22 protein-coding genes are annotated in these 25,522 nt (G+C 46.2%); 12 read left to right on the top strand and 10 right to left on the bottom strand.

The genetic code is table 11. The features are described from left to right. Positions 1-12 precede the first annotated feature (12 nt). A complete protein-coding gene (locus MHH86_RS09490; protein WP_232061512.1) occupies positions 13-834 on the bottom strand; it encodes a carbohydrate ABC transporter permease in 822 nt (273 codons plus the stop codon). Between the two features lie 87 nt (positions 835-921). After that, a complete protein-coding gene (locus MHH86_RS09485; RefSeq protein ID WP_038569654.1) occupies positions 922-1,818 on the bottom strand; it encodes a sugar ABC transporter permease in 897 nt (298 codons plus the stop codon). Positions 1,819-2,054: 236 nt separating this feature from the next. Here MHH86_RS09485 and MHH86_RS09480 point away from each other — a divergent pair, with 236 nt between their 5' ends. After that, a complete protein-coding gene (locus MHH86_RS09480; RefSeq protein WP_340939715.1) occupies positions 2,055-4,595 on the top strand; it encodes a heparinase II/III family protein in 2,541 nt (846 codons plus the stop codon). A gap of 26 nt (positions 4,596-4,621) precedes the next feature. Beyond that, on the top strand, positions 4,622-4,942 hold the full coding sequence (locus MHH86_RS09475; RefSeq protein ID WP_036683993.1) for a cupin domain-containing protein: 321 nt from the start codon (positions 4,622-4,624) through the stop codon (positions 4,940-4,942). 68 nt (positions 4,943-5,010) lie between these two features. Here MHH86_RS09475 and MHH86_RS09470 read toward each other — a convergent pair whose 3' ends face one another. From MHH86_RS09470 to MHH86_RS09460, 3 genes are read right to left on the bottom strand one after another with little or no spacing between them, the layout of a single operon-like run. Further along, positions 5,011-6,138, bottom strand: a complete 1,128-nt coding sequence (locus tag MHH86_RS09470) for a glycoside hydrolase family 88 protein (protein ID WP_340939712.1) — start codon at positions 6,136-6,138, stop codon at positions 5,011-5,013. 47 nt (positions 6,139-6,185) lie between these two features. After that, the gene (locus MHH86_RS09465) at positions 6,186-7,208 is read right to left on the bottom strand and encodes an alpha/beta hydrolase family protein (RefSeq protein ID WP_342479694.1); all 1,023 of its coding nucleotides are present in this window, start codon (positions 7,206-7,208) and stop codon (positions 6,186-6,188) included. A gap of 17 nt (positions 7,209-7,225) precedes the next feature. Further along, the gene (locus MHH86_RS09460; protein ID WP_036683998.1) at positions 7,226-8,116 is read right to left on the bottom strand and encodes a pectinesterase family protein; all 891 of its coding nucleotides are present in this window, start codon (positions 8,114-8,116) and stop codon (positions 7,226-7,228) included. A gap of 73 nt (positions 8,117-8,189) precedes the next feature. Between MHH86_RS09460 and MHH86_RS09455 the strand changes: the two genes are divergently transcribed. Next, positions 8,190-9,071, top strand: coding sequence for an AraC family transcriptional regulator (locus MHH86_RS09455; protein WP_076104088.1), 882 nt, complete (start codon positions 8,190-8,192; stop codon positions 9,069-9,071). A gap of 7 nt (positions 9,072-9,078) precedes the next feature. Here MHH86_RS09455 and MHH86_RS09450 read toward each other — a convergent pair whose 3' ends face one another. Both MHH86_RS09450 and MHH86_RS09445 read right to left on the bottom strand, forming a co-directional pair. Beyond that, positions 9,079-10,533, bottom strand: coding sequence for a glycoside hydrolase family 28 protein (locus tag MHH86_RS09450; protein ID WP_340939707.1), 1,455 nt, complete (start codon positions 10,531-10,533; stop codon positions 9,079-9,081). 19 nt (positions 10,534-10,552) lie between these two features. Beyond that, positions 10,553-12,118 (bottom strand): glycoside hydrolase family 43 protein, encoded by a 1,566-nt coding sequence (locus tag MHH86_RS09445; protein ID WP_342479693.1) that lies wholly within the window; start codon positions 12,116-12,118, stop codon positions 10,553-10,555. Positions 12,119-12,320: 202 nt separating this feature from the next. Here MHH86_RS09445 and MHH86_RS09440 point away from each other — a divergent pair, with 202 nt between their 5' ends. From MHH86_RS09440 to MHH86_RS09410, 7 genes are all read left to right on the top strand, one after another. After that, on the top strand, positions 12,321-14,564 hold the full coding sequence (locus tag MHH86_RS09440) for a helix-turn-helix domain-containing protein (RefSeq protein WP_342479692.1): 2,244 nt from the start codon (positions 12,321-12,323) through the stop codon (positions 14,562-14,564). 320 nt (positions 14,565-14,884) lie between these two features. Then, positions 14,885-15,865 carry an ABC transporter permease subunit gene (locus tag MHH86_RS09435; RefSeq protein WP_051491306.1) on the top strand — a complete coding sequence of 327 codons (981 nt, stop codon included), beginning with the start codon at positions 14,885-14,887 and terminating at the stop codon, positions 15,863-15,865. Between the two features lie 12 nt (positions 15,866-15,877). Beyond that, the gene (locus MHH86_RS09430) at positions 15,878-16,762 is read left to right on the top strand and encodes a carbohydrate ABC transporter permease (protein WP_038569639.1); all 885 of its coding nucleotides are present in this window, start codon (positions 15,878-15,880) and stop codon (positions 16,760-16,762) included. Positions 16,763-16,903: 141 nt separating this feature from the next. Further along, positions 16,904-18,436, top strand: coding sequence for a DUF3502 domain-containing protein (locus tag MHH86_RS09425; RefSeq protein WP_342479691.1), 1,533 nt, complete (start codon positions 16,904-16,906; stop codon positions 18,434-18,436). 164 nt (positions 18,437-18,600) lie between these two features. Beyond that, positions 18,601-19,218: a hypothetical protein gene (locus MHH86_RS09420; RefSeq protein ID WP_094902492.1), complete on the top strand. Its 618-nt coding sequence runs from the start codon at positions 18,601-18,603 to the stop codon at positions 19,216-19,218. Between the two features lie 238 nt (positions 19,219-19,456). After that, positions 19,457-20,008, top strand: coding sequence for a glutathione peroxidase (locus MHH86_RS09415; protein WP_076099986.1), 552 nt, complete (start codon positions 19,457-19,459; stop codon positions 20,006-20,008). A gap of 67 nt (positions 20,009-20,075) precedes the next feature. Beyond that, positions 20,076-20,264, top strand: coding sequence for a hypothetical protein (locus MHH86_RS09410; RefSeq protein ID WP_326058593.1), 189 nt, complete (start codon positions 20,076-20,078; stop codon positions 20,262-20,264). Between the two features lie 22 nt (positions 20,265-20,286). Here the strand turns inward: MHH86_RS09410 and MHH86_RS09405 are convergent, their stop codons facing one another. Continuing rightward, positions 20,287-21,012: an HAD hydrolase-like protein gene (locus MHH86_RS09405; RefSeq protein WP_051491308.1), complete on the bottom strand. Its 726-nt coding sequence runs from the start codon at positions 21,010-21,012 to the stop codon at positions 20,287-20,289. 193 nt (positions 21,013-21,205) lie between these two features. Here MHH86_RS09405 and MHH86_RS09400 point away from each other — a divergent pair, with 193 nt between their 5' ends. Next, positions 21,206-22,369 carry an ABC transporter permease gene (locus MHH86_RS09400; protein WP_342479690.1) on the top strand — a complete coding sequence of 388 codons (1,164 nt, stop codon included), beginning with the start codon at positions 21,206-21,208 and terminating at the stop codon, positions 22,367-22,369. Positions 22,370-22,465: 96 nt separating this feature from the next. Beyond that, positions 22,466-22,975 carry a PadR family transcriptional regulator gene (locus MHH86_RS09395; RefSeq protein ID WP_036684013.1) on the top strand — a complete coding sequence of 170 codons (510 nt, stop codon included), beginning with the start codon at positions 22,466-22,468 and terminating at the stop codon, positions 22,973-22,975. Between the two features lie 105 nt (positions 22,976-23,080). On the opposite strand, the gene MHH86_RS09390 is transcribed toward MHH86_RS09395, so the two are convergent. Further along, positions 23,081-23,338, bottom strand: a complete 258-nt coding sequence (locus MHH86_RS09390) for an AbrB/MazE/SpoVT family DNA-binding domain-containing protein (RefSeq protein WP_036684015.1) — start codon at positions 23,336-23,338, stop codon at positions 23,081-23,083. 603 nt (positions 23,339-23,941) lie between these two features. After that, the gene (locus MHH86_RS09385) at positions 23,942-25,462 is read right to left on the bottom strand and encodes a S8 family serine peptidase (RefSeq protein ID WP_080742448.1); all 1,521 of its coding nucleotides are present in this window, start codon (positions 25,460-25,462) and stop codon (positions 23,942-23,944) included. Positions 25,463-25,522 lie beyond the last annotated feature (60 nt).

The raw sequence follows: 25,522 nt of genomic DNA, 5'->3' as shown, positions 1-25,522 counted from the left end.
CCCGCCCCGAATCTAGCCCTTTACAGAGCCAGCTGTCATCTGCATGAACGATTTATTAGCGAAGATATAGACAACAATCATTGGCAACATGGACAGACATGCACCCGCGAGCATCAATTGAGGTTGCGCCGCATCGCCGATACCATATTTTAGCCCCGCCAATCCTACGGTGAGTGTCTGTAATTTGGGCTGAGTCATGGTAAAAACCAGCGGCAGAATATATTCGTTCCATGCTCCGCGGAAGGTCCAGAGCGCCGTGACTCCAAGGGCGGGCGTCAGAAGCGGTAAGATAACTCGAAAGTATACGCTATAGAAATTACAGCCGTCAATAAAAGCAGCCTCATCCAGATCCTTCGGAATCGCTCGTACAAAACCAATCAACATAAAAAATGCCGTAGCATGTGCACTAATCAGAATAATAATGACACCCCATAACGATTTCTGTAGATTAAGCGCTACCATAAGGTCAAATTGCGGCCGCAGCACCACAGCACCGATCGAGATGAACAGCGTACAGGACTGAATTACAACATATATGCGTTTCCCATAAAAATCGACTCTCGCTACCGCATATGCGGCCATCGTTCCAATTAATAGAGTGCCTAAGGTGGTAAAGATACTGATAAACACACTGTTCCATGTAAAGCGGGCAAAGTTAGCCGAATTCCAAGCCTGCGCGTAGTTTCCAATCTGCCAAGATTTAGGCAGCAAGGTGGTTCCTGTCGTCAACTCCAGATTGGTCTTAAGGGATCCGAAAAAAGCCAGAATAATCGGAAACAACGCAAAAGCCGCCACTATAAGTAGAAAAATCCACAGCAAGGTCCGGGACAGCACCGCTCGGGTCTTGAAGGATCGGACAGGCTGGACCGAAGTATTCTTCGTCTCCGCATGTAATGTACTCACTGTTCATTCTCCTCTCTTTTAATAGATATCATTTAGCTTTTTAGATACATAAAAGTAGACTAAGGTAATCAGACCTACAATAACTGCTGTGGCAAAACCAACCGCACTACCGTAGCCAAATTGCTGAATGCTTGTACCTCCACTGGATACAGGGAAGAACAGCTTATACAGGTACAGGTACATAACTTCCGTCTTGCCATAAGGACCGCCTTCGGTAAGCACCATAATACTCTCATAGCCTTTTAGGGAGGCGGTAATAGCGAGCATAATGATCATTTGCAATACAGGTCCGAGCATGGGAACGGTGATGTTCCACATTTTTCTGAAGGGTCCAGCTCCATCTATAGATGCCGCCTCATAGAGATCCTCAGGAATGTTCTGTAAACCAGCGATAAAGAGCAGCATATAGTTACCGATAGCCCCCCATATCGCAATCATAATAGCTGTTAGTAAGGCATATTTCGGCCCTAGCCAATCTATCGGAGCGGAAATAATTCCAGAGCCGACCAATAGCTGGTTAACCATCCCATTGTATGAATTAAAGATAACGTAGAATACGATGGCCATAACCGAAGCACTGATTACGGTCGGCATAAAGTAAATCGCTCTTAGCAGCTGCCGCCCTTTCAAAGCACGGTTAAGGACAACCGCCAGTAAAAATGATAATGGCAAGGTGATGAGCAGCTTGCCTCCAGCGTAGATAAAGGTGTTGACCACTGACTTCCAGAATTCCTGATCCCTTAATAAGCGCTCGAAATTCTCCAGTCCGATAAACAGGGGTTCGCCGAAGCCCTGGTAATCATAGAACATGTACTTCAGAGCCCAAAAGATCGGATATACTCCAAAAACCAGCGTCAGAATCAAACTGGGAGCAACGAAGGTCCAGGCGTTAATTTGACGTTTTGATAAATTCATTTATTGTTCCTCCTGTCCATTGGACTAAGCTTATGTCCTTAATGATAATTCTATCCGTTCGTAACGGTTAGGGAGAAAGCGACTGCGCTTGGGGGAGAATTTCACTTTTTCAGTTGCTTTGTCCCCTTTCCTTCATTTGTTTATCTATCCCGCCCTTCGTAAAGCCACGTTTATACTAATTAAGAGAAAGCTCACCCACGAAATATGACAACTTTACAAGGAGGTTAGAACTACCGATGATTTCAGCATATGGTGGCGGTACACGCCCCTTCGGGTGTTATACGGAAGGAGAGCTGGAGGGCATACGCCTTAGAATCGAACAGCTTCCCAAGGTCCGGCAAGAGTACGAAAGACAACGGCAGCTATCTGAACAATTTGCCAGCCGAGAAGCTGCTGCGCCACTCCATAAACTCGGCGTGTTCCGGGTAGAACCCTTTGTTTTTAAAACCCCTCCCAGTACGGCCTTCCTGAAGCTTTCTGTACAGATTCGGGGAAAGGGCACGGCGCGCATCGGGGGCTTGCGTCTGACTCATTCGCAGCTTGGCTTGCCGGTTGAACTAGCGAATGGCGGTCTAGAATCTGGGATGCTGGGGTGGAGTCAGGACCGAGAAAACGGAAGCAAAGTATATCTAGAGAAATTGGCCAGCTGGCAGCAGGGTCTTCAGCCATCTGGTGTGACTCCATCTGGCGCCACTCTGGCAGACGATTTGCAATGTATCTGCATCAGTAATGAGGAAGTGAAGGGATTGACAATCCTTCATTATGGAGAGACCATACCTGTATACGAAGGTGATCATTACAGCGTGCAGACAGCACTCAGTCTGGAAGCTCCTCTAGGCGAAGGAATCTGCATCGGGGTCCATTTTCTAAATGCTGCGGGGCAGCCGTTGGGAACCGAGCAGCTCTCCCCGCTTTTTAATCGGCCGACGCTTACCAATTGGGCCTACCTGCTGGAGGCTACGGGAACGGACGCCAATATGTATATGATCACGGGTGAAAGTGAATTTGCGGTTCGAGCCAAGCAAAAGCTCCAGTACATGCTTGCCGATATGCGGGTAGGCATGGATATTTTCCGTAGAGACGGCTGGCATGACGATGATACTTACGGCGCGGTGCATATCGGGAGGGGGCTCGCTGCTGCTTCGGTAATCTACGATCAGATTGCTGGCAGCAGTGTATTCCTCACTGGAGAAGAAACCGAACTTCTCGCTCATTTCCGGTATATCGCAGACATGATGATGGATACCCACTACTACCGGTTTGATCTGGAGACCTTCCCAGATGAAAAGGGAGGAAAACGCAGTAATTGGAATGCCGACCGGGCAACCGGACTGGGTGTATATGCCCTCCTCTTTCCCAATGAAAAACAAAGTGAGGCATATCTTGATCATGCCCTCTCTGTCATCAACTGGCAGCTGGCAGAAGTGGTGGATTCAGACGGCGCATGGCCAGAAAATATTCGCTACCATGGCGCAGTATTGCATCGCTATTTTCTCTTCTTCGTCCTATTAAAGCGTTTGAAGGGCATTGATTATTTCAAGCATGAAAAGGTTAAGGGCATGTACCGTTTCCTAATCGGCACAGTGACTGTACCCGATATTATTCAAGGAGGCTCTTCTGGCTCCCCCATCCTGCTTACACCAGCGGTCGGCGATGCCAATGTGCAGGAACAATGGTTTCGCCTGCTTGGATACGCTGCCCCATTCTATATGGACGAAGACCCCCAGCTTGCCGGGGAAATGCTCTGGACGTGGAAGCACGGCGGAGAACCGATTGAGGATAGTGGCGCATTTCCTCTGCCTCTGGTCGCGCTGTTATATCCACAGCCCGATTTAGCAGAACAAAGGCCTGCACTCGACTCCGTACATTATCCCGATATCGGTTATGTCATCTTCCGCAACGGAGAACAGAACCTTCAGCATTATGCAATCTACGAGGCTTCACCGCTGACTTATCACGCTCATCACGATGAAGGGCACTTCTCCATCTGGGCAGATGGTGTTCCAGTAACCCTTGATTCTGGAACGGGAGGTTATTATAACGGGGATCGGCATTGGTATGTATCCAGCGCAGCTCATAATGTTGTCCAATTTACCGATTCATTCGGAAATTTTGCCAATGGGCCACTGCAAAGCACTTGCAAGGAAGTACGCTTCTCAGAAGAGTTAGATCATGCCAGCAGTCTTATTCCAGATGCTAACGCCAGGGAATATGAGCGGAATTTCTTATTCATTAAAGCAGGCTTTAACGTCTACTTGATATGGGATCGAATCGAGGGAGCATCGAACAGCGTCTGGAATCTGCATACACTCAGTACTGATGCAAGTATCATGGAGCAATCCATTGATGCAGCTTGCCTGAACGGCAAGCACCTAAGCGCTTATATCGCCGAGCCAGAACTTCCAATGATTACAATGGGAGAAGGCGCTGTAGCCGGGAATTATCCGCTGGTAGAGCAGCAACATTTCCGTGTTTATGGTGGTACAAGCGACTACGTCATTCTGCTTCATCCCCGGACAGAAGATGCTCCTTCACTACAGCTTGAACAGCTTGATTATGAAGAGGCTGTCGAAGGAGTACGCTTGTACAGGATATCCCGTACGGATGGAAAATGGTTTATCGCCGCCATCAACGGCACCAAGGAGGAACGCCTTGTTACTGTTCCGGGTCTCGGACCGCTTAGGCTTCTCGGAGAACCTGAGTCAACGTCCGGGCAACCTGAACCAACCCAATTAAGAATTGAGGCAGGCAAAATTCACATCGCCATGCCCCGATAACTATATAGAAGGAGGAAGATTAGAACATGAGCAATCTTGGAGTATGGGAACCAGCAGAACCGGGAGTTAAACGCTGTATCTTGAATGCTGCAGCCAGTCTGATGATGATGGAGGTTCATTTCGAAAAGGGAGCCGAGGGCTATGAGCATAGCCATCCTCACGAGCAGATGAGCTACTGTCTGCGTGGAAGCTTTGAATTTCGTATTGACGGCGAGAAGCATAAGGTAACCGCGGGGCAAAGTATTGCCATACCGCCAGATGCAAAGCACGGTGTAACCGCATTGGAAGCAGACTCCGCGCTGCTCGATGTCTTTACACCTATCCGCGAGGATCTGCTGAAACGCTAATAAATATATATCTGGCAGCAAAAAAAAGGCCCAATCATTCCAATTCAGAGGGAATGATTGGGCTTCTGTTATTTTTCAGCTTGGTACCGTTCCACTTCAAGTGATGCTAATAACAATGGAGCGACGCCCATAGGCACATCCGACAATACGTCCTCAGAGATATAGTAATCGTATGAGCCATTACGGTCTTTGCTCAGACCCGCTCCATGACAGATCTGGTGCAAGTGCACACCTTGTTCATCTTCTTCAGTCAAATGCGTCAAAATGCCTTCATACCCTTGCAACATCACCTCTATAAAAGAGGGTTCCAGATAACCTAATCTTAGTCCCTTAGCCATCGCATAAACAAACATGCACGAGCCGGAAGCTTCATGATAATTGCCTTTTCTCCCTGCTTGATCTAACACCTGGTACCAGAGGCCAGTCTCCTTGTCTTGAACCTCCAGAAGCGCGCCGCACATCCGCTGGAAAATGCCAATGATCGTCCCCCGCTGCGGATGAGTGAGCGGAAAATGCTCCAGGCAATCAACCACAGCCATCGCATACCATCCCATCGCCCGACTCCAGAAATGAGAGGACAATCCGGTAGACGAGTCAGCCCATTCCTGCTCTTTGGATTCATCCCAGCCATGATAGAGCAGGCCGGTCCGTGGATCACGGGTCCGTCGCTCAACCAGCAGCAGCTGATGCGCCGCTTCGTCAATCAGTTCAGGTCGTTGAAAGACCTTGCCATATTCCGCTAAGAATGGCGATGCCATGTACAGCCCGTCCAGCCACATCTGGAAAGGGTATACCTTCTTATGCCAGAATCCCCCTTCGGAGGTGCGGGGATGTCCAATAAGCTGTGCGGCCAGCAAATGGGCTGCTTCAGCATACCGTTTTTCTCCGGTTTTCTGGTATAGCAGGAACAGGTTTTTCCCCTCGTTAATCTGGTCCAGATTATATTCTTCCAGCCTGTAGGTACGGATGGAACCATCTTCTCCAATAAATGTGTCCATATGCCGCTCCATAAAGGAGACATACTCCGGCTGGTGGAGCTGAACACCCGCCCGGGCCATTGCCATCAGCAACATGCCCGGAACATACGCCCATCTTTCCAGCACATATTCATGCTCTCCCTGCTTGTTGCACCCTCTAAGAATCGTATTCGCAATTTTACTGGACAAGCGAACGGTTGTTGCTTCAGTTATAGACATCCTTATTCCTCCTTCGTTTGTCATCCATATGAAGTCTAATCTTATGCTCAGGTGAGCTGCTTGCGCAGCCAGGCAAAGGCTGGTTCACCATGAATCTCATGACCTCCGGTGAAGAAGTCCGCCTCTACCTGTCCGATATGATTCGCCGACCTGTAAATCGTCTGCAACTGGGTTAAAGCAAATTTTGTTCCGCGCGGGCCAAACAGATGATCGGCATCTCCCGATTCGAGGAACAGGCCACGTGGGGCAATGAGGCCCAGTAGATCAGGCATCTCCGCTTCCAGCAAAATCCCTGGAATATAATTGTCAAGGCAATGATTGCGTGTCAGAATACTGTCCACGAAAGTATTGGCATACCCGCTTACGACCGCACAAGCGATTCGTTCGTCAAGTGCAGCTGTGAAGCCAGCTACCAGTCCTCCACCGGAAATACCCATAATTCCAATCCGTTCGCTCTCAACCTCTTTTCTTGTCTGCAAATAATCCAGTGCCCGCATGGTTTCGTAGATACGGTAGCCGGCCATCGTCTTCCCAACCATCAACAATGCTGATGACAGGCGGAAGCAGGAATTACGTCCAGGCTCCCCGCTTGTTAGGTCTTCTTCCAGTCGTCTGTCGCCAAAGCCGAACAGCTCCGGAGCTGCCACTACAAAACCCTGTTTTACCAGTGAAACAGCGAAGTCCTTGTGCAGCCCGGGATCTCCCTGCCGATCCGATCCGTCCGGATTCAAGCCTACGATCTCCCGGCTTCCATAGCCATGTCCATGAATGGCAAGAACGGCAGGGGCAGGGGTAGAGAACGGCTGATCCGGGATCAAAAGATACAGCGGCATGCGCAACCCTTCATAGGTAGTTATCTCTATACGTTCACGGGTATACCCGGAGCAGACTGTACGTTCCAACAGAACCGGTTGCAGCTCCTCAGCTATTTCTGGAAAGCCACCTAATCGCTCCGTAAATGCTGCGGTAAGCTCATCGCGCCATTGCTGAAAGGGCATGTCTTTGCTGAAAGCCGAGTTGCGTTGAGCTGAACCAGCTAGTTTTTTCATGTATTGTTCCAGAGGCTCCATCCGAGGTGCTCCTTCCCTTAATATCCTTCAGGATGCCAGCCATCAAGCACGGACAACACCCTATACTCCGCAGCTTCCTGTGGAATCAGCTGCCGCGACCATGCAGCTCTGGCTTCGGGATTGGCTCCCGGTCCACTGCTGCCATATTCTTCATAGCGGCTAGTTTCCTCCCTGTCCGGCTGCCCCCAATTATGCCAGCCTTCCCCGATAATCGAACTGTCCATGACCGTGCGGATAAAAGCCACATGTGCATAAGGGCGCCAAGGTCGGCCAAGATACACTTCACTTACACCTTGACCGCCAGTAATTTCACAATCGAGGAATACATAACCAAACGATGCGTCTTCAGGCGTTGATGCGGCTGTAATATATCCTCTGGAACGCTTGTTATGCAGCCGGCAACGTTCAAACAAAGCCGTAGCCGCGCCAAAAATATAATCCACATCGCCCTCAATGTAGCATTCGTTATAATATTGCTTCCCTTGCCCTGTATACAAAGTATCCTGATCACCCAGCAGGCGTACACGCCGGAATACAGCATGACCAGCATCAACAAAAGCAGCCACCGCCTGGCCAGTGCCGGGACCTGATGCATTTCGAATGGTCAGATTTTCAGCCGTAAAATGCTCAGCGAATACATTCAAGGTGCCGGATTTGAACGTGCCAAGCGGCTCTCCGTCCGGACCTAAAGTATGGGCGTTGTCTGACCAGGTAATGATGGTGGAATTCGTGTCTTCCCCCAATAGCAGAACCGGAGGCGTTCCCTGTTTCACTGTAATTTTTTCCTCGTAAATGCCGGGTTTGATACGAATCGTCACTTCTTCCTTGTGTTCCTGTGGAATTGAATCCAACGCTGCCTGTAGACTACTGAATCCTTCGTCGACACTCTTAGAGACTGTAATTAACATCTGCGGCTCCTTTCCTATCAACCTGAGTTTATTCTATAATAACCGTAACGCTTCGTAAGAGAAGAGGAGAATTATGACTAGCCTGACTAGCCCCAATCACAAATATCATATTGAAGAAGACCGCTACAGCATCCAACATATGAAACGTAAAGGCATCACTGCTATGCCACGTCCCCACAGCCATGACTTAGCCGAGCTGTACTATCTGATACAAGGGGAGCGGGTATACTTTGTGGACGACCGAGTCATTACGGTTCATAAGGGTGAGCTTATTCTTATCTCCGGCCGGGAGCTTCATTCTACAGCAAGCTCGGAAGTAGCCGAATTCGAGCGGATTCTGATCAACTATGATCCTGCTCTTCTACCGCCATCCCTGCAGAGTGAAGCCATCTGGTTTCATGACCGCGGGTACCGCTTGTTCAAGCTGACCCTGCGCGAGCAGGACGAAGCGGAAATCCTAATGAACCGGATGCTGGAAGAATGCCGGTTGCAGCGGCCGTATTACGAAACCAGCGTAATCGCTTTATTCTCCGAGCTGATGATTCTCCTTCAGCGTTCAGAGAGTATCTCACAAGCTGGAGGGACGAAACATCCGCTCCATCATCTAGTAACTGATGTAGCCACCTATATCCGTGATCACTACCGTGAGGCCCTTACTCTGGAAGAGACTGCGAGTAATTTTTACATTAGTCCTTCATACTTGAGCCGGGTATTTCACCGATTGACGGGTTTTCACTTTCGGGAATACATCGTTCATGTCCGCGTAAGGGAAGCCGAACGCCTGCTTGTCGGATCTACAGGCAAAATCCAGGAGATCGCCTCCGCTGTCGGATTTGAACATCTTTCCCATTTCAATAAAACATTCAAAAAATCAACCGGTCTGACCCCGCTCCAATACCGAAAAGAAGCAAGGTCACACCCACGGAAGTTCAAGACGGATTTCCATCATCCATAGAATTTTTTTATCTCTCTGTGATCGTCAAATCTTCGGAATGAGTGAGCGTGACGTGACTGCATCTATGCGCTGTTATCTTCGGCATTTCCGAAGTCTGCAACCGGATACGATCCAGCTTAAGCCCCGTAGCATGCCGCAGCACAATTCCCCGGTCACTCACTGCGTGGAATTTTTCAATGGTTAGATCAGCAAGCGGCATCTCCGGCAGCCCGTTAACCAGTAGAGCGGTTGCCGCACCATGGCACACAATGTTCTTCAGGGTAATCTTCCGAAATTGCGGAGTTTCCTCTGTAACCGAAAATAACTGCTCGTCATACCCTTCCGATCCTTCAACCCCTGCATAGAACATATGAAAGGATACAGCCTCGTGGATGATGCCGGTCATGTTGATATTCTCCATTACAATATCCTCCACCACACCGCCTCTTCCCCGGGTGCTTTTGAACCGCAGGCCGATGTCCGTGCCGATGAACAAGCATTCGCTAACTCGAACTGCATGTACACCTCCGGACATCTCGCTGCCGATCACAACGCCTCCATGTCCGTGATATACCGTGCAATTCCGGATGGTAATATACTGGCAGGGCATTCCCCACTTACGGCCTTCCTCGTCCTTGCCTGACTTGAGACAGATGGCGTCATCACCCACATCAAAGCTGCTGTGCTCAACTAGAGCATGCGTGCAGGATTCCAAATCAAGGCCATCCCCGTTCTGCGAATACCAAGGATTACGTACCTGAACATTTCGTAAGGTAATCTGTTCGCAACCAATGGGATGAAGACACCAAGCAGGTGAATTCTGGAAGGTCGGCCCTTCCAGCAGCACCCGCCGGCAGTTGCGCAGGCTAAGTAACGTCGGACGCAGATACGTACGAGCAGGCAGATAAGCCTCCATACTAGTTTCTCCCTTGTCCCACAGCTTCCGGCAGAAGTCCTCACCTTCCATGGCTTCCCGGGAAGGCCACCATACTTCGCCCTGGGGATCAAGTACTCCTCCAGATTCGATCAAACGCTCCCATTGCTTCTCGGTCATCTTAAACCGCTTCACTGGACGCCAGCCTTCACCACTGCCGTCGAATATTCCCTCACCGGTTATTGCCACATCGCTTAAGCCTTCTCCATCGAGCGGAGCCTGACAGCGCCAGCCGGCATTCCCCTCATAATGGGAAGAAAGTAGCGGATACAAGGTATGATCAGGATCAAACTGCACCAATGCTCCCTTGTCTACATACAGATTAATTCGACTATGCAAAGTAAGAGGTCCTGTGCGCCAGATACCAGCGGGAATAACAACCTTTCCGCCTCCCGCTGCAGCGCAGGCGTCCAGTGCAGCCTGAATAGCAGAGGTACATAGCGTTAATCCACCCTCTTCCGCCCCATAATCCGTGATTGTAAAAGTCCGCTCGGGAATCTGGGGAAGCTCGGGAATCGGATACGTATTGGTTACAAGATTGCTGCTCATTGAATTTCACCTCCTCCTATTACTCAAGTCCTTCATAGCTAAACCAGTCGAAATCAGCATAGCTTTCGCTCTTTGCACCTTGAGAGCTTGTGTACATCCCGATGTATGCTCCTGTGAATCCTCCGGCCAGATCGGTGCTGAGCACTCTGCCATCCGTCCGTTCACAGAAGGCTGTCCACTTGGCGGCTTCAGAAGCTCTGTAATAGAAGCTATACTCTTGTCCTCTGGCTTCCACCTTAAGCTGTACCTGATCCTGTGGATATGGCACTGACGCCAGCAGCTGCTCGCTGCCACCCATCCGATGAATCAGCTGTAATACACATTCGCCTGCCTCTAGCCCCAGTTCATAACGGAAGTGGTGATCCGCATTTTGGAGGAGAACAAGACCAGCTACTTCCCCTTCTGCAGCGGGACTAAACGTCATGTCAGTCGCCGCTCTGAAGCTCAAATGCTGCTGGCGTCTACCGATATAAGATGGATTGGCAATCTCCGAGAGCCGTTCTGGCTTCAGGCGAAGCCGCAGAACTCCAGGCTTGTCGGTAAGACTCCAGAATTCACCCCGCGGTGTCCGCAGGAAATTCCAGATCGGTGCCAGCTCATTACCTATAAACTCATCGCGCGCAGGCAATTCCGGCCATTTTGTCTCTGGCAAATCCGGAGCCTCCGTCTCAAATTCCAGCACCCCTTTGCCGGGATTGACCACAGGCCATTCGTTCTCCCAGATTACCGGTGTCAGGAAGGTTTCACGTCCCAGATTGCGGTAATAACCACCGCTGGTTCGTGAAGCCAAGCAGAACATCCACCAGTCACCATGCTGAGTCTCCACTAGCTCTCCATGACCCACATTAACAATAGGATACGCTCTGCCAAGATGGCGATGCGTCAGAATCGGATTGGCTTTATGGCCCTCATAAGGACCTGTCACACTCTTGCCTCTGGCAATCGTAATCGCATGAGTATGCCCGGTTCCGCCCTCGGCAATCAGCACGTAATACCAAGCGCCGATCTTATAAATATGCGGTCCCTCTTGCGCATGAGCTACCTTGAGTGCGCCTTGCCAAATACTATGCTTCGGACCGATTAGCTTCCCTTGGCTGAGATCAATCTCCTGCAGCCAGATATCCATATGCTTCGGATAATCCTGCCCTTCCGGCGGAACACGGTTGCCGGTATAATACACCTTGCCGTCTTCATCGAAGAACAAAGAGGAGTCAATACCGGGTGCATCCTCCAGCCATACAGGGTCAGACCAGTCTCCGGCCGGATCGGTTGTTGTTACATAAAAATTATGCTGGTTCTTGTCATTGTCAATAAAAGTGGTAATCATATAGAAAACTCCCTCATGATAGCGGAGCGTAGGTGCCCAAATACCCATGGAGGGAATCGAGTGATCCAGATTGAGCTGGGACGGGCGGTCCAGTACATGGCCAAGCTGGCGCCAATTGACCAGATCCTTGCTGTGGAAGATAGGAACGCCTGGGAAAAATTCAAAGCTTGAAGTCACAAGATAATAATCTTCACCAACACGGATAGCGGAAGGGTCAGGATAAAATCCCGGCAGCACTGGATTGCGGAATGTTCTCATTAAAAGTAATCCTCCTCAAAACAATTCAAATGTAAGCACCACCAATTATAGTTCGTATAAGTTTAACTTTCTTGTATTTTCTATGTTCTATTTCTTCATTTTTATACTTTCATGCTATATTGCCCATATTTCACTCCTTGTCAGCGAATAGCCTTTCCCTCTAGAATGGGTGTAATAGGATTTACCTGAAGGGGTGAGCAGCTTGGGAAAAAGAAAGAAATTGTACTCCCGCTTTTTTATGAGCCTAACCGCGATTTCAGTTTGCTGTATTCTAGTACTGGCTGTAGTGATCTTTTATTGGTACCGAAATATTACGATAGATAATGTCAACAAGGCGAACCAAAATGTACTGGTGAATACTGAAACCGTTTTTACAAACTATGAAGAGATCGTCCAGAACTACGCTATGGACTTCTATAGGAATCCAAACATCAACGCGCTCATGATGAATGGCGATACCAGCTGGAGCGACCAGTTGTACAGTGCCCTAAGCCAAATCCGCGGAGCATTGGTTGTGAACCAATATATGGAGAATGCCTACATCATGGGAGTGGATGAGCCTGTTGCCATGTTCGAAAACCTTCCGCTAAGCCCTGAATCGAAGCTGGAGCTGTTCTCGCGAATGCGGGATAACATCATTGTTGAGTCACCTTTTCTGTGGGAGGCAACCTTGAATAACGGTACCCCCATTACCCTGCTCACCGTGTTCTATAATGACCGGGCTTTTGCGGATAGCGAATATAATGGTGCGGTAGCACTGACCGTCAATTTGGGAAAGCTGCAGAATAATCTGTTTACGCAAAAAGAAGGCGAAGCCACCCGTTACGCTGTGCTTGACGGAAAAGCATCTGTGCTTATGCATAGTGCATTATCTGACATCCCTCTGGAAGAGGGCATGTTAAAGCAGGTGGTGTCCTCCACCTCTGAGAGAGGCTCTTTTGTCTATAGGGGAGGTGAAGAGCCGCTGCTGATTACTTATGTATATTCTGCAGCGGACAAGCTGTGGTTTGTGTCGGAGACTTCCTACAAGGATAGCATCCGTGATATCTCCAATGCCCGCAATCTGATGACTGGCCTATGCTTGGCCTTGATTGCCGCCGCATCTATAACCGCCAACCTGATCTCGCGGCGGATGTATAAGCCAATCGGCCGGCTGTTCGGCAATATCGCTCATCTATCTGGCAATGAAGAAGCGCTGAAAACCGGTGGCGATTTCGATACCGTAAGCCAGGAGCTCGAACAGATTGGCGTTAAGCTGGAGCAGCTAAAAAAAGAAAGCGATGATAGCGCCTTGATGCGGTGGCTGCTTTCCCCGCAGAGAACACCGGAGAACAGCAGGACACCCCTGATGAGTATAGCCGCTGCTGGGGGAGCATATTGTGTATGCGTGCTGGCCGCTCTGGAGCCCGAACAACCTCAAGACTCCGACTTCCGGCATACCTTTGAGGAAAACATACAGCAGATTGAACATGCCTTCTGTGAACTTGCAGCCATTCAATCCTTCCGCCCGCATCAGGGCACTGCTGTACTTATTCTGAGCGAGCTTCACAGCGGCAGCTTCGGCGATTACACTTTGTACCGCGGCAAATGGGAAGTAATCGCCGCTCAGCTACAGCTTTCCGGAGCCTGCTGCGTCTTCGGAATCAGCGGGCTGACGGATGATTTAAACCTACTAAGGACTAAATACAATGAGGCTGCAGACTGTCTGCAATATATTAAATTTCATGTGCAGCAGAACATCATCTTTGCCGATGATACGATCCATCTGAACAGCAGCCCAATGCCCGACAGTGCCCTTGAACCGGTACTGCAAGCCGTTAAGCAGACGGAACTCTCGAACCATATTCCGCAGGCAGTGGAGAGATTGCTGGCAGTAGCCTGCAGTTACCGCGTCGAGCCTGCCACCATCGCTTTATCGAGACTGGTCTTTGAGCTCAGTCGCACGGCTGAGCTTAATGCAGACGTCCAGCATTCCGGCTTTCTAGATAATTACCAGCATATCTGGCAGATCCAAAGCTATGACAAGCTATGGAATTGGATTGTAGACAACTGTTATACCGCCCACGAGCGCATTGCCAGCATGAGTGCTGTACAGACCAAGAGCATTGCTGGTGAAGCCATTTGTTATATCAGAGATCATTATGATGACTCCAGGCTCTCCCTTAATGCCCTTGCTGACAAGCTATCGCTAAGTCCCGCTTATCTCAGTAGACTTATTGCCGACGAAGTAAACTGCAGCTTTCCCGATTTCGTTAACCTGCTGCGTCTGGAGCAGGCGCAGATGTTATTAGTCACTGAGCTTGGCTTGGATATCCGGGAAATTGCCGAGAAAGTGGGCTACAACAGCAGCACCTATTTTACAACCCAGTTCAAAAAGCGTTATGGGGTTACACCTTCCAAATGGAGAATGAATCATATTCTGCAGAAGCAGAATCTTCCTGATTGACCCGCTAAAAGTAAGGAACAAAGGGGATGTCCCGGCAGCATTTTCATAGCCGGAGACATCCCCTTTTTGACTTTCTATGAATAATCCCTCGCGTCGCATATACTATGAAATTTCCCTTTAAATCAGGCTTTTTAGCACCTAAAAAACAAAAAAGTTCTGTTTTTTTCGTTTTTTTAAGCCGTCCTTTTCCGCTTTTTTTAACTTTTTTCCGTTTATTATGATAGCGTTTACATTCCGGGTGGATTTATGATTTTCATGTAAAGCGTTCTCCTAAACAAGGGACGGAAATGACAACGCTAGTATAAAGGAGTGGACTGTTAATGATGCAAGAGGCTACATCGGAGACACAAGGAATGCCAAGTCCGGGAATCAGGACGGCCAAAGCCAAGAGCTTCCGTAAATCCCTAAGGAAGGACAGCTCGCTTTATTTGCTCGCTCTTCCGGGAATCGTCATTCTAATTCTTTTTGCTTATCTGCCGATGAGTGGTCTGATTCTCGTCTTTAAAAATTACAACTTCAACGACGGAATCTTCGGCAGCCCGTGGGCCGGCTTCTCTAATTTCGAGTTTTTCTTCTCTAGTATGGAAGATTCTCTTAGGGCTACACGCAACACGGTGATGTTAAATGCACTGTATATGCTAACCGGCACGTTTTTTTCAGTGGCCATCGCCATTATTCTAAATGAGCTGCGCAGCAAATGGTTTATCAAAATCACGCAGAGCGTCATGTTTTTCCCGTATTTTATTTCCTGGATTATTATCGGAGCCATTCTGTTCTCCCTGCTGGATTACGACAAAGGTATTATGAACCAGTTGCTCCAGACATTCGGCTTCTCTCAGGTTGACTGGTATTCCAGCCCTTGGCTGTTCGTAATCATTCTCGTGCTAGCGAATATCTGGAAAAGCGCTGGTTACGGCGCCATTATCTATTATGCGGTGCTGCAAGGCATCGACACTTCCTATTATGAAGCTGCAAGAATCGATGGTGCCTCCAGATGGCAGATTATCACCAAAATTACGGTGCCAATGCTGATTCCGTCGATCATTCTGATGACGCTGCTGGGCATCGGGGGCATGCTAAAAGGCGATCTCAGTATGATTATGGGGGTAACGTTCCTGAATCCGTTGCTTCTGCCGACTACCGACATTATCGATGTGTATGTATACCGCACAGCCATCCGTTCCGGAGAATTCGGCTTTGCTTCAGCCATCACGCTCTATCAATCCGTCTTTGGTTTCATCCTGGTGCTGGTGGCCAACAAATTAGCCGGCTGGTATGACAAAGACAGCAAACTATTTTAGGAGACTGATAAGATGCAAACTACCGAAAACAAAGGCCTGCTCATTTTCTTTTACATCTGTATTGCCGTATTTTCAGTAATCTGTCTAGCGCCGTTTATTCTGGCAGTATCCGGCTCATTATCTACCGAATCCAGAATCGCCGCGGAAGGCTATTCGTTCTGGCCCAGAGGCTTTACCTTTGAAACCTATGAATTCCTGTTTGGCTCGAAGGCACAGCAGATTCTGCGGGCGTATTCCATGTCGGTGATCGTTACGGTGCTGGGTACCGTGTCGGCCGTATTGGTGACCACCGCTTACGCTTATGTTATTTCCGTTAAAAGCTTCCGGCTCAAAAATTTCTTCGCCTTCTTCGCCTATTTTACAATGCTGTTCAGCGGAGGAACGCTGCCATGGTATCTGCTTAGCACCAAATATTATCATTTGGGCGATACGCTCATCGGTCTGTTCATCCCTTATGTGCTAAGCGTCTTTCTGATGTTTCTCATGGCTAACTATTTTCGCAGCATCCCGCATGAAATCGTGGAATCTGCGCAAATCGATGGTGCCGGACATCTGCGCATCTTCTTCAGCATTATGATTCCGCTGGGCCGCGTCGGACTGGTCACCATCTCGCTCTTTTACGCACTGCAATTCTGGAATGACTTCTATTTGCCACTAATGCTGGTATCCGATCAGGATCTCTATACGATCCAATATTTGATGTACAACATGATGGCGAACATTCAGTTCCTGGCTTCCGGCAATGCTGCTCAAGTTGGTGGAGCTATCATCGCACCGCCACTGGAGACAGCCAAAATGGCAATGACCTGTCTGACCGTTTTGCCAATCGCCATTTTATATCCTTTTCTTCAGCGCTTTTTTGTCAAAGGCATTATCGTAGGTTCAGTCAAAGGATAATTTCCAGCAAAGATACCAAATTATGTTCGGTTGCACCGGGTTTATGCTCCCCTACTTCTTGATGTACAATGGGACTTAAGGGAGCTCAACCTTTGCAATAGATGCCTCAAACATTATGATTCTATTTCAGGAGGGTTCATCATGAAAAAGAAAAAAGGTTGGTTAAGTTTGCTCCTAGCTGCGGTGTTCTTGGTAAGTGGCTGTGCTCAGGGCAACAATGAAAGCGCTCCCCCTAGTTCCGGGACTGGAAATGAAGGTACCTCTTCCTCTACGGATAGCGGTAGTAAAGACGGCAGCGCCTTGACTCCTGCCAAATTGAAAATTGTGCTGTACGGGGATGAGTCCAACCGGATGAAGGAACTAGCGAAGACATCGTTCTACGACACTATTAAGAAAGAAATCAATGCTGAGGTTGAATTTCAGTTTCTTCCTTGGACCGAATATGGCGGCGGCAAAACTGACTTAATGCTGTCTACAGGAGAAGACTTCGCAACTTATACAGATGCCAATTACATGGTAAAATCTGTGGCAAAGGGGCTTTATGCCGACCTCACTCCGTATGCCGATGCAGCAGCTGATTTGAGTAAAAATGTGGACGAGGCCTCCTTCAAAGCCTTTCAGCTGGAAGGCAAGCAGTATGCGATCCCCGTCGGCAACAAACCGAATTCTGCGGAATTCTACAGTGCACTAGTCAGACAGGATTTGCTTGAAGAAGCCGGCATGACGCAGGTTACTTCGCTGGGGGAACTAGAGCAGTTCTATGATAAGGTCCATGCCATTCATCCCGAACTGATCGGGTACGCCAACACCGATGCGCGCAGACTCCTACAATATGATTACACGGACAAAAACCTCTATTGGCAAAATGATTTTATTGCCCTAGATGAGTCTGTGAAGGATGATCAAATTATTAGCTGGTTTGAAACCGAAGAGTTCAAGAGTTATGCGAACCTTATGCACGGCTGGTATGAAAAAGGAATCATTCCGAAATATGCCGCCACCAATGTTCCGCAGCTGCAGTCTGACTGGAACTCCGGTAAAGCGATGTTCTGGGCCGGCACAGCGGCACGCCCATTCGAAGGTGCGGCAACCATCTCACAAGCAGTGCCTGATGCCAAACTGGTCAACTATTTCCTCGGCAGCGGCCGTCCAAAAATCAGCCGCGGCACTTACAGCACCGCCTTTTTCGTCTCCACCGCAGCTAAAGACCCTGAACGTTACGTCATGTTCTTCAATCTGCTGCAAAAAAACCAGGAGCTGTACGACTTGTTCGCCTACGGGATAGAAGGAACAGACTATACGCTGGATGAAAACGGGCGTTTGACCAAAATAACCACTGATTCGCTGATCCCTGACTGGCTGCTGATGAACAAAAACTTCATGCGTTTCGATAACACGGTACCGGACGAATTCATTGCAGAATATAAAGCTTGGGACGATGGAGCTATCATTTCCAAAGGTGCCGGCTTCAACTTTGACAATACACCCGTCAAGAATGAAGAAACGAAGCTGAACGGCGTATTCACTGAATACCTCGCTCCGATCGGCAGCGGCTTCAGCGATTATGACACCGCCTTCCCCAAAGCGCTGGACAGACTAAAAGCAGCGGGAATAGACAAATATATCGCTGAATACCAGAAACAATTTTCCGAATGGTACGCTAAGCAGCAGTAAGCACCGCCGCGGCAATTATCATACCGGTCAACAAAGAAGCGTGCTCCTTAATGGAGACACGCTTCTTTTGGCGTCACCGAACGACGTAGCTAACAGGCAGAAAAGCGTAATAGCATGTCCGATATTATGGTACAATTTGTAATACTAAGGCGGGGTGAAAAACTTTGAGGAATATTGTTAATGATACTCAGTTTCTCAGTGAAAGAGCTACGATGATGTACTATTTTCAAGATGAATTTTACAATCCTGAGAAAACTGAAATTTTTTATTCACCATCAGGGAAGTTTAAACTTGAAATCCATCACTATAACCATGTAGAAGGTATTATTAGATATAATTATACAAAAGGAATTATTACGGATAGTGAGCATAAAACCATCGACATAATATATAGAAACTTCGGCACATTTCTATTCAGTTGGTTAGAGATAAATGGCATAGAATATCTTTTAGGTGGGTTAGATTATCAAGGGTATTCAATTGTTAATTTATCAAATAAACAAACCAAACATTATGTTCCTGAAGAGGCATATAAAGGTCATGGATTTTGCTGGGGGGAAATAATATATTTTCAACAAAAAAAATTAATAGTGATTGATGGATGCTATTGGGCATGTCCTTATGAACTTGTTTTTTATGATTTTTCTAATCCGATGAATATGCCATATAATGAATTATTTCGCGTGGAAGTTGACAGTATAACAAATTGGGATAATTGGAAAGATTACTGTAGGGTTAGATATCTTGATGGGGAAAACAACGAGAAAGAATTTGTATTTTAGAGACTACACTAACGGAAAACGATAGTGGGGGAGCTTCCTATAAGGTAGCTCTTCTTTTCTATTAAACTAACCGGTAACAACTAAGGGAATATTGGAGGAATACTTTTATTGTAATTAATGATCGAGTGTTGCCCGTTATAGGTTAATACTATAAATATTATTTCTATTATATATTAGACCAATAAACGCCTATAGCGCTATTATGTTATTTATAATAATAACGTGGAGGGATAGTCTGATGTCTATTTATGATTTTCAAGCAAAGTCAATTCATGGTGAGCCTGTTGAATTGTCCATTTATCGAGGAAAAGTTCTGCTTATTCTGAACACTGCCAGTAGGTGCAGCTATTCTCGCCAATTACCTGATCTCCAAAAAATTTACGAAATTCACCATGAGCAAGGGTTTGAAATACTTGGTTTTCCTTGTAACCAATTCAACGAGAAGGAGCCAGAAAGCAACTCGGAAGTACATGAATATTGTGAGAGCAACTTTGGAGTTAAGTTTCCTTTATTTGAGAAAGTTGAGGTTAGGGGACCGTCTGCCCATCCTTTATTTCAATATCTAACACAGCAAGCACCATTTCAAGGATTCGATACTGAGACATCAGGCGGTAAATGGATGCAGGATTTTCTGCAGGAAAAGTATCCGGACATATATGCCGGCGATGGGGTTAAGTGGAATTTTTCGAAGTTTTTAATCGATAGAAACGGTCATGTATACGGTAGATACGAAACAACGACTAAACCTTTTGACATAGAGCCATTTATTGAGTCACTTCTTTTAAAGTAAATGAATCCGATTGGTAATTTAACCCACAGAGAACGATAGTTTAACATAAAGGGTTTACATATTAGGCATGCAAAACATATATAGACCCTCTCCATTTTTTATCGGATTACTTCCTTTATTTATGTATATATCTTTACTGCCTGACGACGATACCGATTTCTTTCAACTGAAGCACCATCTTTTTGACTTCAATAAAAAGACAACCTTCTTCAAGAAGGTTGTCTTTTATGTGATCAAGCGCTTGCTTGTAAGCTAAGCAAACTCCCCATCGTAAGTTCTTATTCACTAATCGTTGCGTTATCGTATAAGTCAACCAATTCGTCGAAGGAGGTAATAATGACATCAGAGCCCTTCAGCTCATCCTGACGTCCGAAGCCTGCATAGGCGCAGCCGATTACGGTCTGGCCATTTCCTTTACCTGCCTGAACATCAGAAGAACGATCCCCAACCATCCAGGCACTGCTGATACCATGATTATCCAAAAGAATACGTAGCAGCTCGGTCTTAGTCGCAGTGCCTTGACCTCCCGCACTATACAAGCCTTCGAACAACGCCTTAAGCTCATGCACCACAACGATGCTGTGAATATAATCCTCCAGCCCGTTGCTAGCCACAAACAGCTTCACTCCGCGCTCTTTAAGCGCTGTCAGTGTCTCAACCACCTGTGGATACAGTAGTGTGCCTCCGGCTTCAAGCCCTTCAATCTCCAGCTGCAGGAGCAATTCATCCGCCCGGCGGTGCACGGCTTCATCTGCTTCAGGCATAACATTCTTCCAAATGTCTGCCAGCAACATTCCTAAGCAGCCTAGAATACGTTCTTCTGGTGGTGTAGGTCCTACGTATAGTCCCTCTTCCCGCAAAATATCGAACATTTTATGATATGCAGGCAATAAAAGACTTTCAGTCTGGAACAATGTTCCATCCATATCAAATACAATCGCTTCTGGCTTGTTCAGTTTCGCATGAACCACGTTTTGTTCCGTTCCTTGTACTTCGTTACTCATCTGTTGTTCCTCCCCATTCTGTTCTACTTCAGGTAAGACATTCATCTGTGCGATATTTCCAGTACAAGCCCTATGATATATGAAATCGCTTTGTAATGTCCATGCTCTTAACTTTTTCTGTTGCAGTTTATATTTCGTTGTGCTATATTTCAATCTGTAATATTACAACTTGAAATACAAAGGAGAAATAACCATGTCAAATCCATTAATCATACGCTTCCTCAAGCAGCCTGCTACCATCATTGGAATTATAACTGCACTGTTGTTCCAAGCTTTTTTCAGCTTAATTTGGATTACAGGGTACGATCATGTAACGGATCGGGTAGATCAGTTGCCCATTGCTATTGTTAATGAGGATGGTACAAATGCCCAGCCTATAGTCGATGGGATTGCAGGATCACTTCAGTTCGTAACCAGACAGGATCTCCAACTAGAAAATGCAAAAGAAGCACTTGAGCATAGAGAAATCCGCATGATTATCAATATTCCCCAAGGGTTCACTGGACAGATCAGTAATCCATCTGCAAAGACTGAACTCCACTACTTCTTAAATGAATCTAATCCGCAGATGGTCAGCAATGTCATGCAGACGGTAGCACTTAAAGTCACGGCTGCAATGAACACTCAAAGCAGTAATTCAGCACTAAGCCACACCTTGGATGCTATGAATCTGCCGCAGGCACAAGCGGAGATCATCAAAAGTGCTGCAAGCAGCCGCATTTCCGCCAACGTCGAAATCATTAACCCTACAACTAATTTTGCACAAACTATGGTTCCCTTAATGATCGTTACCGCCTCATTTACCGGTGCTATGTTACTCGCGATGAATCTCCATAAAGCTTCCTCCAACTTGTCTGGACAATTTAGTAAATGGAATCGCTTTGCAGCCCGATTTGTCATAATGGGTGGAACGGCTGTGCTTATCTCACTAGTGGGAACTATCATGGTTAACTCACTCGGTATCCACTCTAATCGTGGCTTTCTGCTTATGTGGCTGTTCGAGTTCACGGTAATTCTCTCCTGTATGATCCTTGCTCAGTTTAGTCTGCTGCTCCTCGGGGATGCTGGCGGCTGGCTAAATATTGCCCTTCTCTCCATGCAAATGTTAGCGTCCGGAGCAACTATTCCACGCGATGTGCTTTCACCTTTTTATAACTGGATCGGTCCCTTTTCGCCCGCTTACTATGCAGTTAATGGTATGCTCGACCTGGTTATCGGGGGTAACGGGGTATGGAAAGATATGTTCTATTTACTCTGTATTGGGGCAACAATTGCTGTATTAAGCGTACTTGTCACTTTCCTTCGTAAAGAAACTCGGATCTCACGAGAACAAGAGCCCGTGTCAGTAAATGCGTAATTATACAGTTTGCCACTCCGGCTATGCCATTTCAAATTGAGAGCGATATGCAGTTGTGATATGGTAGGAAGTGAAAGAAAGGAGCGGCAATGATTTATGAACATACAAGATGTTATTCTGGGGATTTTAAGCGAAAAACCTCATTCTGGTTACGAGATAAAACGACATTTCGAGGAATACTTCTCATTTTTCTTCGATGCCAGCTATGGCACGATCTATCCTACCCTAAGCAAGATGGAAAAGCTGAATCTGATCACTAAAGAATCTGTGCGACAGGAAGGCAAACCCGACAAAAATGTATTCACCATTACCTCTGCCGGCTTGGATCAGTTCCACGCTTATCTACAATCACCAGCCGAAAAAGATGTTCTGCGTTCTGACTTTTTTATGCACCTGTATTTTGGGGAAAAGACGGACAAAGAGAACATAGATAATCTGCTTCGGCAAGCATTGATAGAAAAGCAGGCAATGTACGACGATCTGGAACAGAAGTTGAACCAGCTAGATTACAAGTTATCTTCCTACCAGAAGTTGTGCATGGAGCTAGGCCTCGTACAATATGATGCTTTTATCAAAAAAATCCAAAGTGTGCTAGAGTCTAAATAAAACCCGCTTTCGAAAGTACACCATAAAAAAAAGAACCGGTATTACAGGCACATCTTGTGCTTGTAATACCGGTTCTTTTTTTTGGAATCATATGTGGTATATGGATTATGCTCTATCAAAGCTTGCAATAAGTTCATCAAGAACATCTTTGCTTACCATTTTACCTTTGAAATTGATCAGGTTTTCTGAGCTTCCGGAGAAGATACAAGTTGGCTCATATTTTCTAAGGATAATCTTTTCAGCGTCTACAAAAATTTCGAGCGGGTCTTTTATGTCGATTCCCATTGTTCTACGCAGTTCAATAGGAATTACGATACGTCCCAATTCATCCACTTTTCTTACTATGCCTGTTGCTTTCATCATCGTACATCCTCCCTTGAAGTCACATTTATAATCATTCTTGCTAAAAGCTATGTACGCTTCTATATGATAGTAATGATTACGCTACTACCTAATTCTAAAGTTCTATTCATTTCCTGTCAATTATTTTTCTACATTATATGATATTATTCGACAAAATTTCGACAATGTATGATATCTGTTGAGCACCAAGATATGAAGCCGTGTCAGAACACAAAAAAATAGGGGCTTCTCTGGAATGTCGAAATCCCCTCAGAATATAACCCTACTAGATGACAATTCTACCCTAAAAAACCTTCGTTAATCTATTTGTAAATCTTGTCACTCCGCTTATCCGCAATCACAGTAAGAGGAAATTGTCGAAAACTAGCAAGAACGCTACTCCGTCATTTACCCAGATGTTTAGTAAGTCAAACTTAAATAGGATCTATCATTGGAATAATAATTTCGCTATGAGTAGTGTGTGTATCGAATCCTCATGTAAATACAAGGCTGATGATATCACTGTAGTGTAAATACGATGAATCCGGAAGTCGACTAACGAGGGGCTAGCAAAGAAGTTATTAATGGAGGGTATTCTAAGTGTTTGATGATTTTTGTCCCCCATTAAGAGAGTAAATAAACTATAGAATTATAAAGTTCTCCGATAAAGGTTTCATCAATCTGTTTAATATTGATAATACGTTCCTGGCATAAGCCATTTACAGCAAAAGTTGCTTGAAAGTAACCGTTTAATGGTTCAATGTCTATTTCAATATCCGTTTCTATTTTATCCGAAATATCATAGCCATATAAGACATATATCGCGATATCGTAAGATTTCTTATTCAGAATTAAGGAAAAATAGGAAGATGTCTGCGCTGAGTTTGTCTCAGGAACATAGTCTATTCCGTATAAAACTCCGATAGGGTGATTCGATGCAAAATAACTGTTATAGTTATTATTTTTAAATTGCCCTTTTAACCAGAGAATAACTTCAAAGTCAGTGTCAGCAGGGATGTAAATAGAAACCATTGGCTCTTCGATCAGCAACGGGGTGCTGTTAAGTGTGTAAATGTTGTGTATTTTGAATAAGCTATGCCATAACTTAATGTTAGTACACTGATTGTTAACTATCTTGTTCATATCTTTTCCTTGGTAATTGTCAATAAACACTACATTTTTATTGTATTTCGAAGCAATCCACTGTAATTCAACATAAGCATCAGGGTAAAGATCTCTGCTGATCACAACGAGAGTCTCAATATTTTCATTGTAAGCCAATAGGGCTGCATCAACAGCATCATAAGCCGACTCAGCGGGAACGACAATTTCACCGTGTATGTTAACGCAAAGATTCCGATTGTCCAATTTGCATTTTCCGTTCACATAGCATACTAATATATCACTTATCCAATCAGGGTCAGCATAGCAAATAAACAAGTGTTTATCGTCCCTATAGTTATTTGCCATTTTCGACAACATGAGTTTTATTTGCTGCAAGTTAGTTAGGTGAGATTTACCAATGAGTTCACATACTTTGGCTGTAATCATGGGCGCGGCAAAGCTGTTCGAGTTGCTGCACTCTTTACCATTCAAATGATGTCTAGCAAAAGCCGTAAATTCTATACCGTCGATGATATTATCATTGAGATAAAACTCCCCTTCGTGCAGCGTGTTGCTTACCTCTCTCTTAACGCCTATAACGTTTGAAAAAGAAGCTGGATATGTAATATAATCATGATTACTTGCGGCACTTACAATAACTAAGCCTTGACCAGCAACCTTGTTTATAACTCTCTGCGTTTCTAATAAATCCGCTGAGCAATGGCTTCCCAAGCTGATATTTACAACTTGGATATCATTTTGAACGCACCATTCTAGTGCACTATACAACTTCTGGATATTTCCCCTTAAGGTATCAGACAATATCTTCAAGCTATACATATAGATTTCCGGATAATAGTGCTTAATTATGCCTGCGCAGATGGTGCCGTGAGTTATTCTTTCGGGACTGTCTATTGTATAAGCGTCTATTGTGAAATCTTCATTGAAGATCAACTGTTGAACAACCGGTTCACCTAGCAAATATTCGTTGATACCATCATCAATCACGGCAATTTTCACTTTAGCTTCGATGTTCATCATCTCCTTTTACAGATCGACAAAAATAAAACCGCCTCATTGGTCACAAATCCATTGACCCAG

The organism is Paenibacillus sp. FSL F4-0097, from assembly GCF_038593125.1.
Classification (GTDB): domain Bacteria; phylum Bacillota; class Bacilli; order Paenibacillales; family Paenibacillaceae; genus Paenibacillus_AQ; species Paenibacillus_AQ odorifer.
This window is presented reverse-complemented; position numbering and strand designations above follow the sequence as displayed.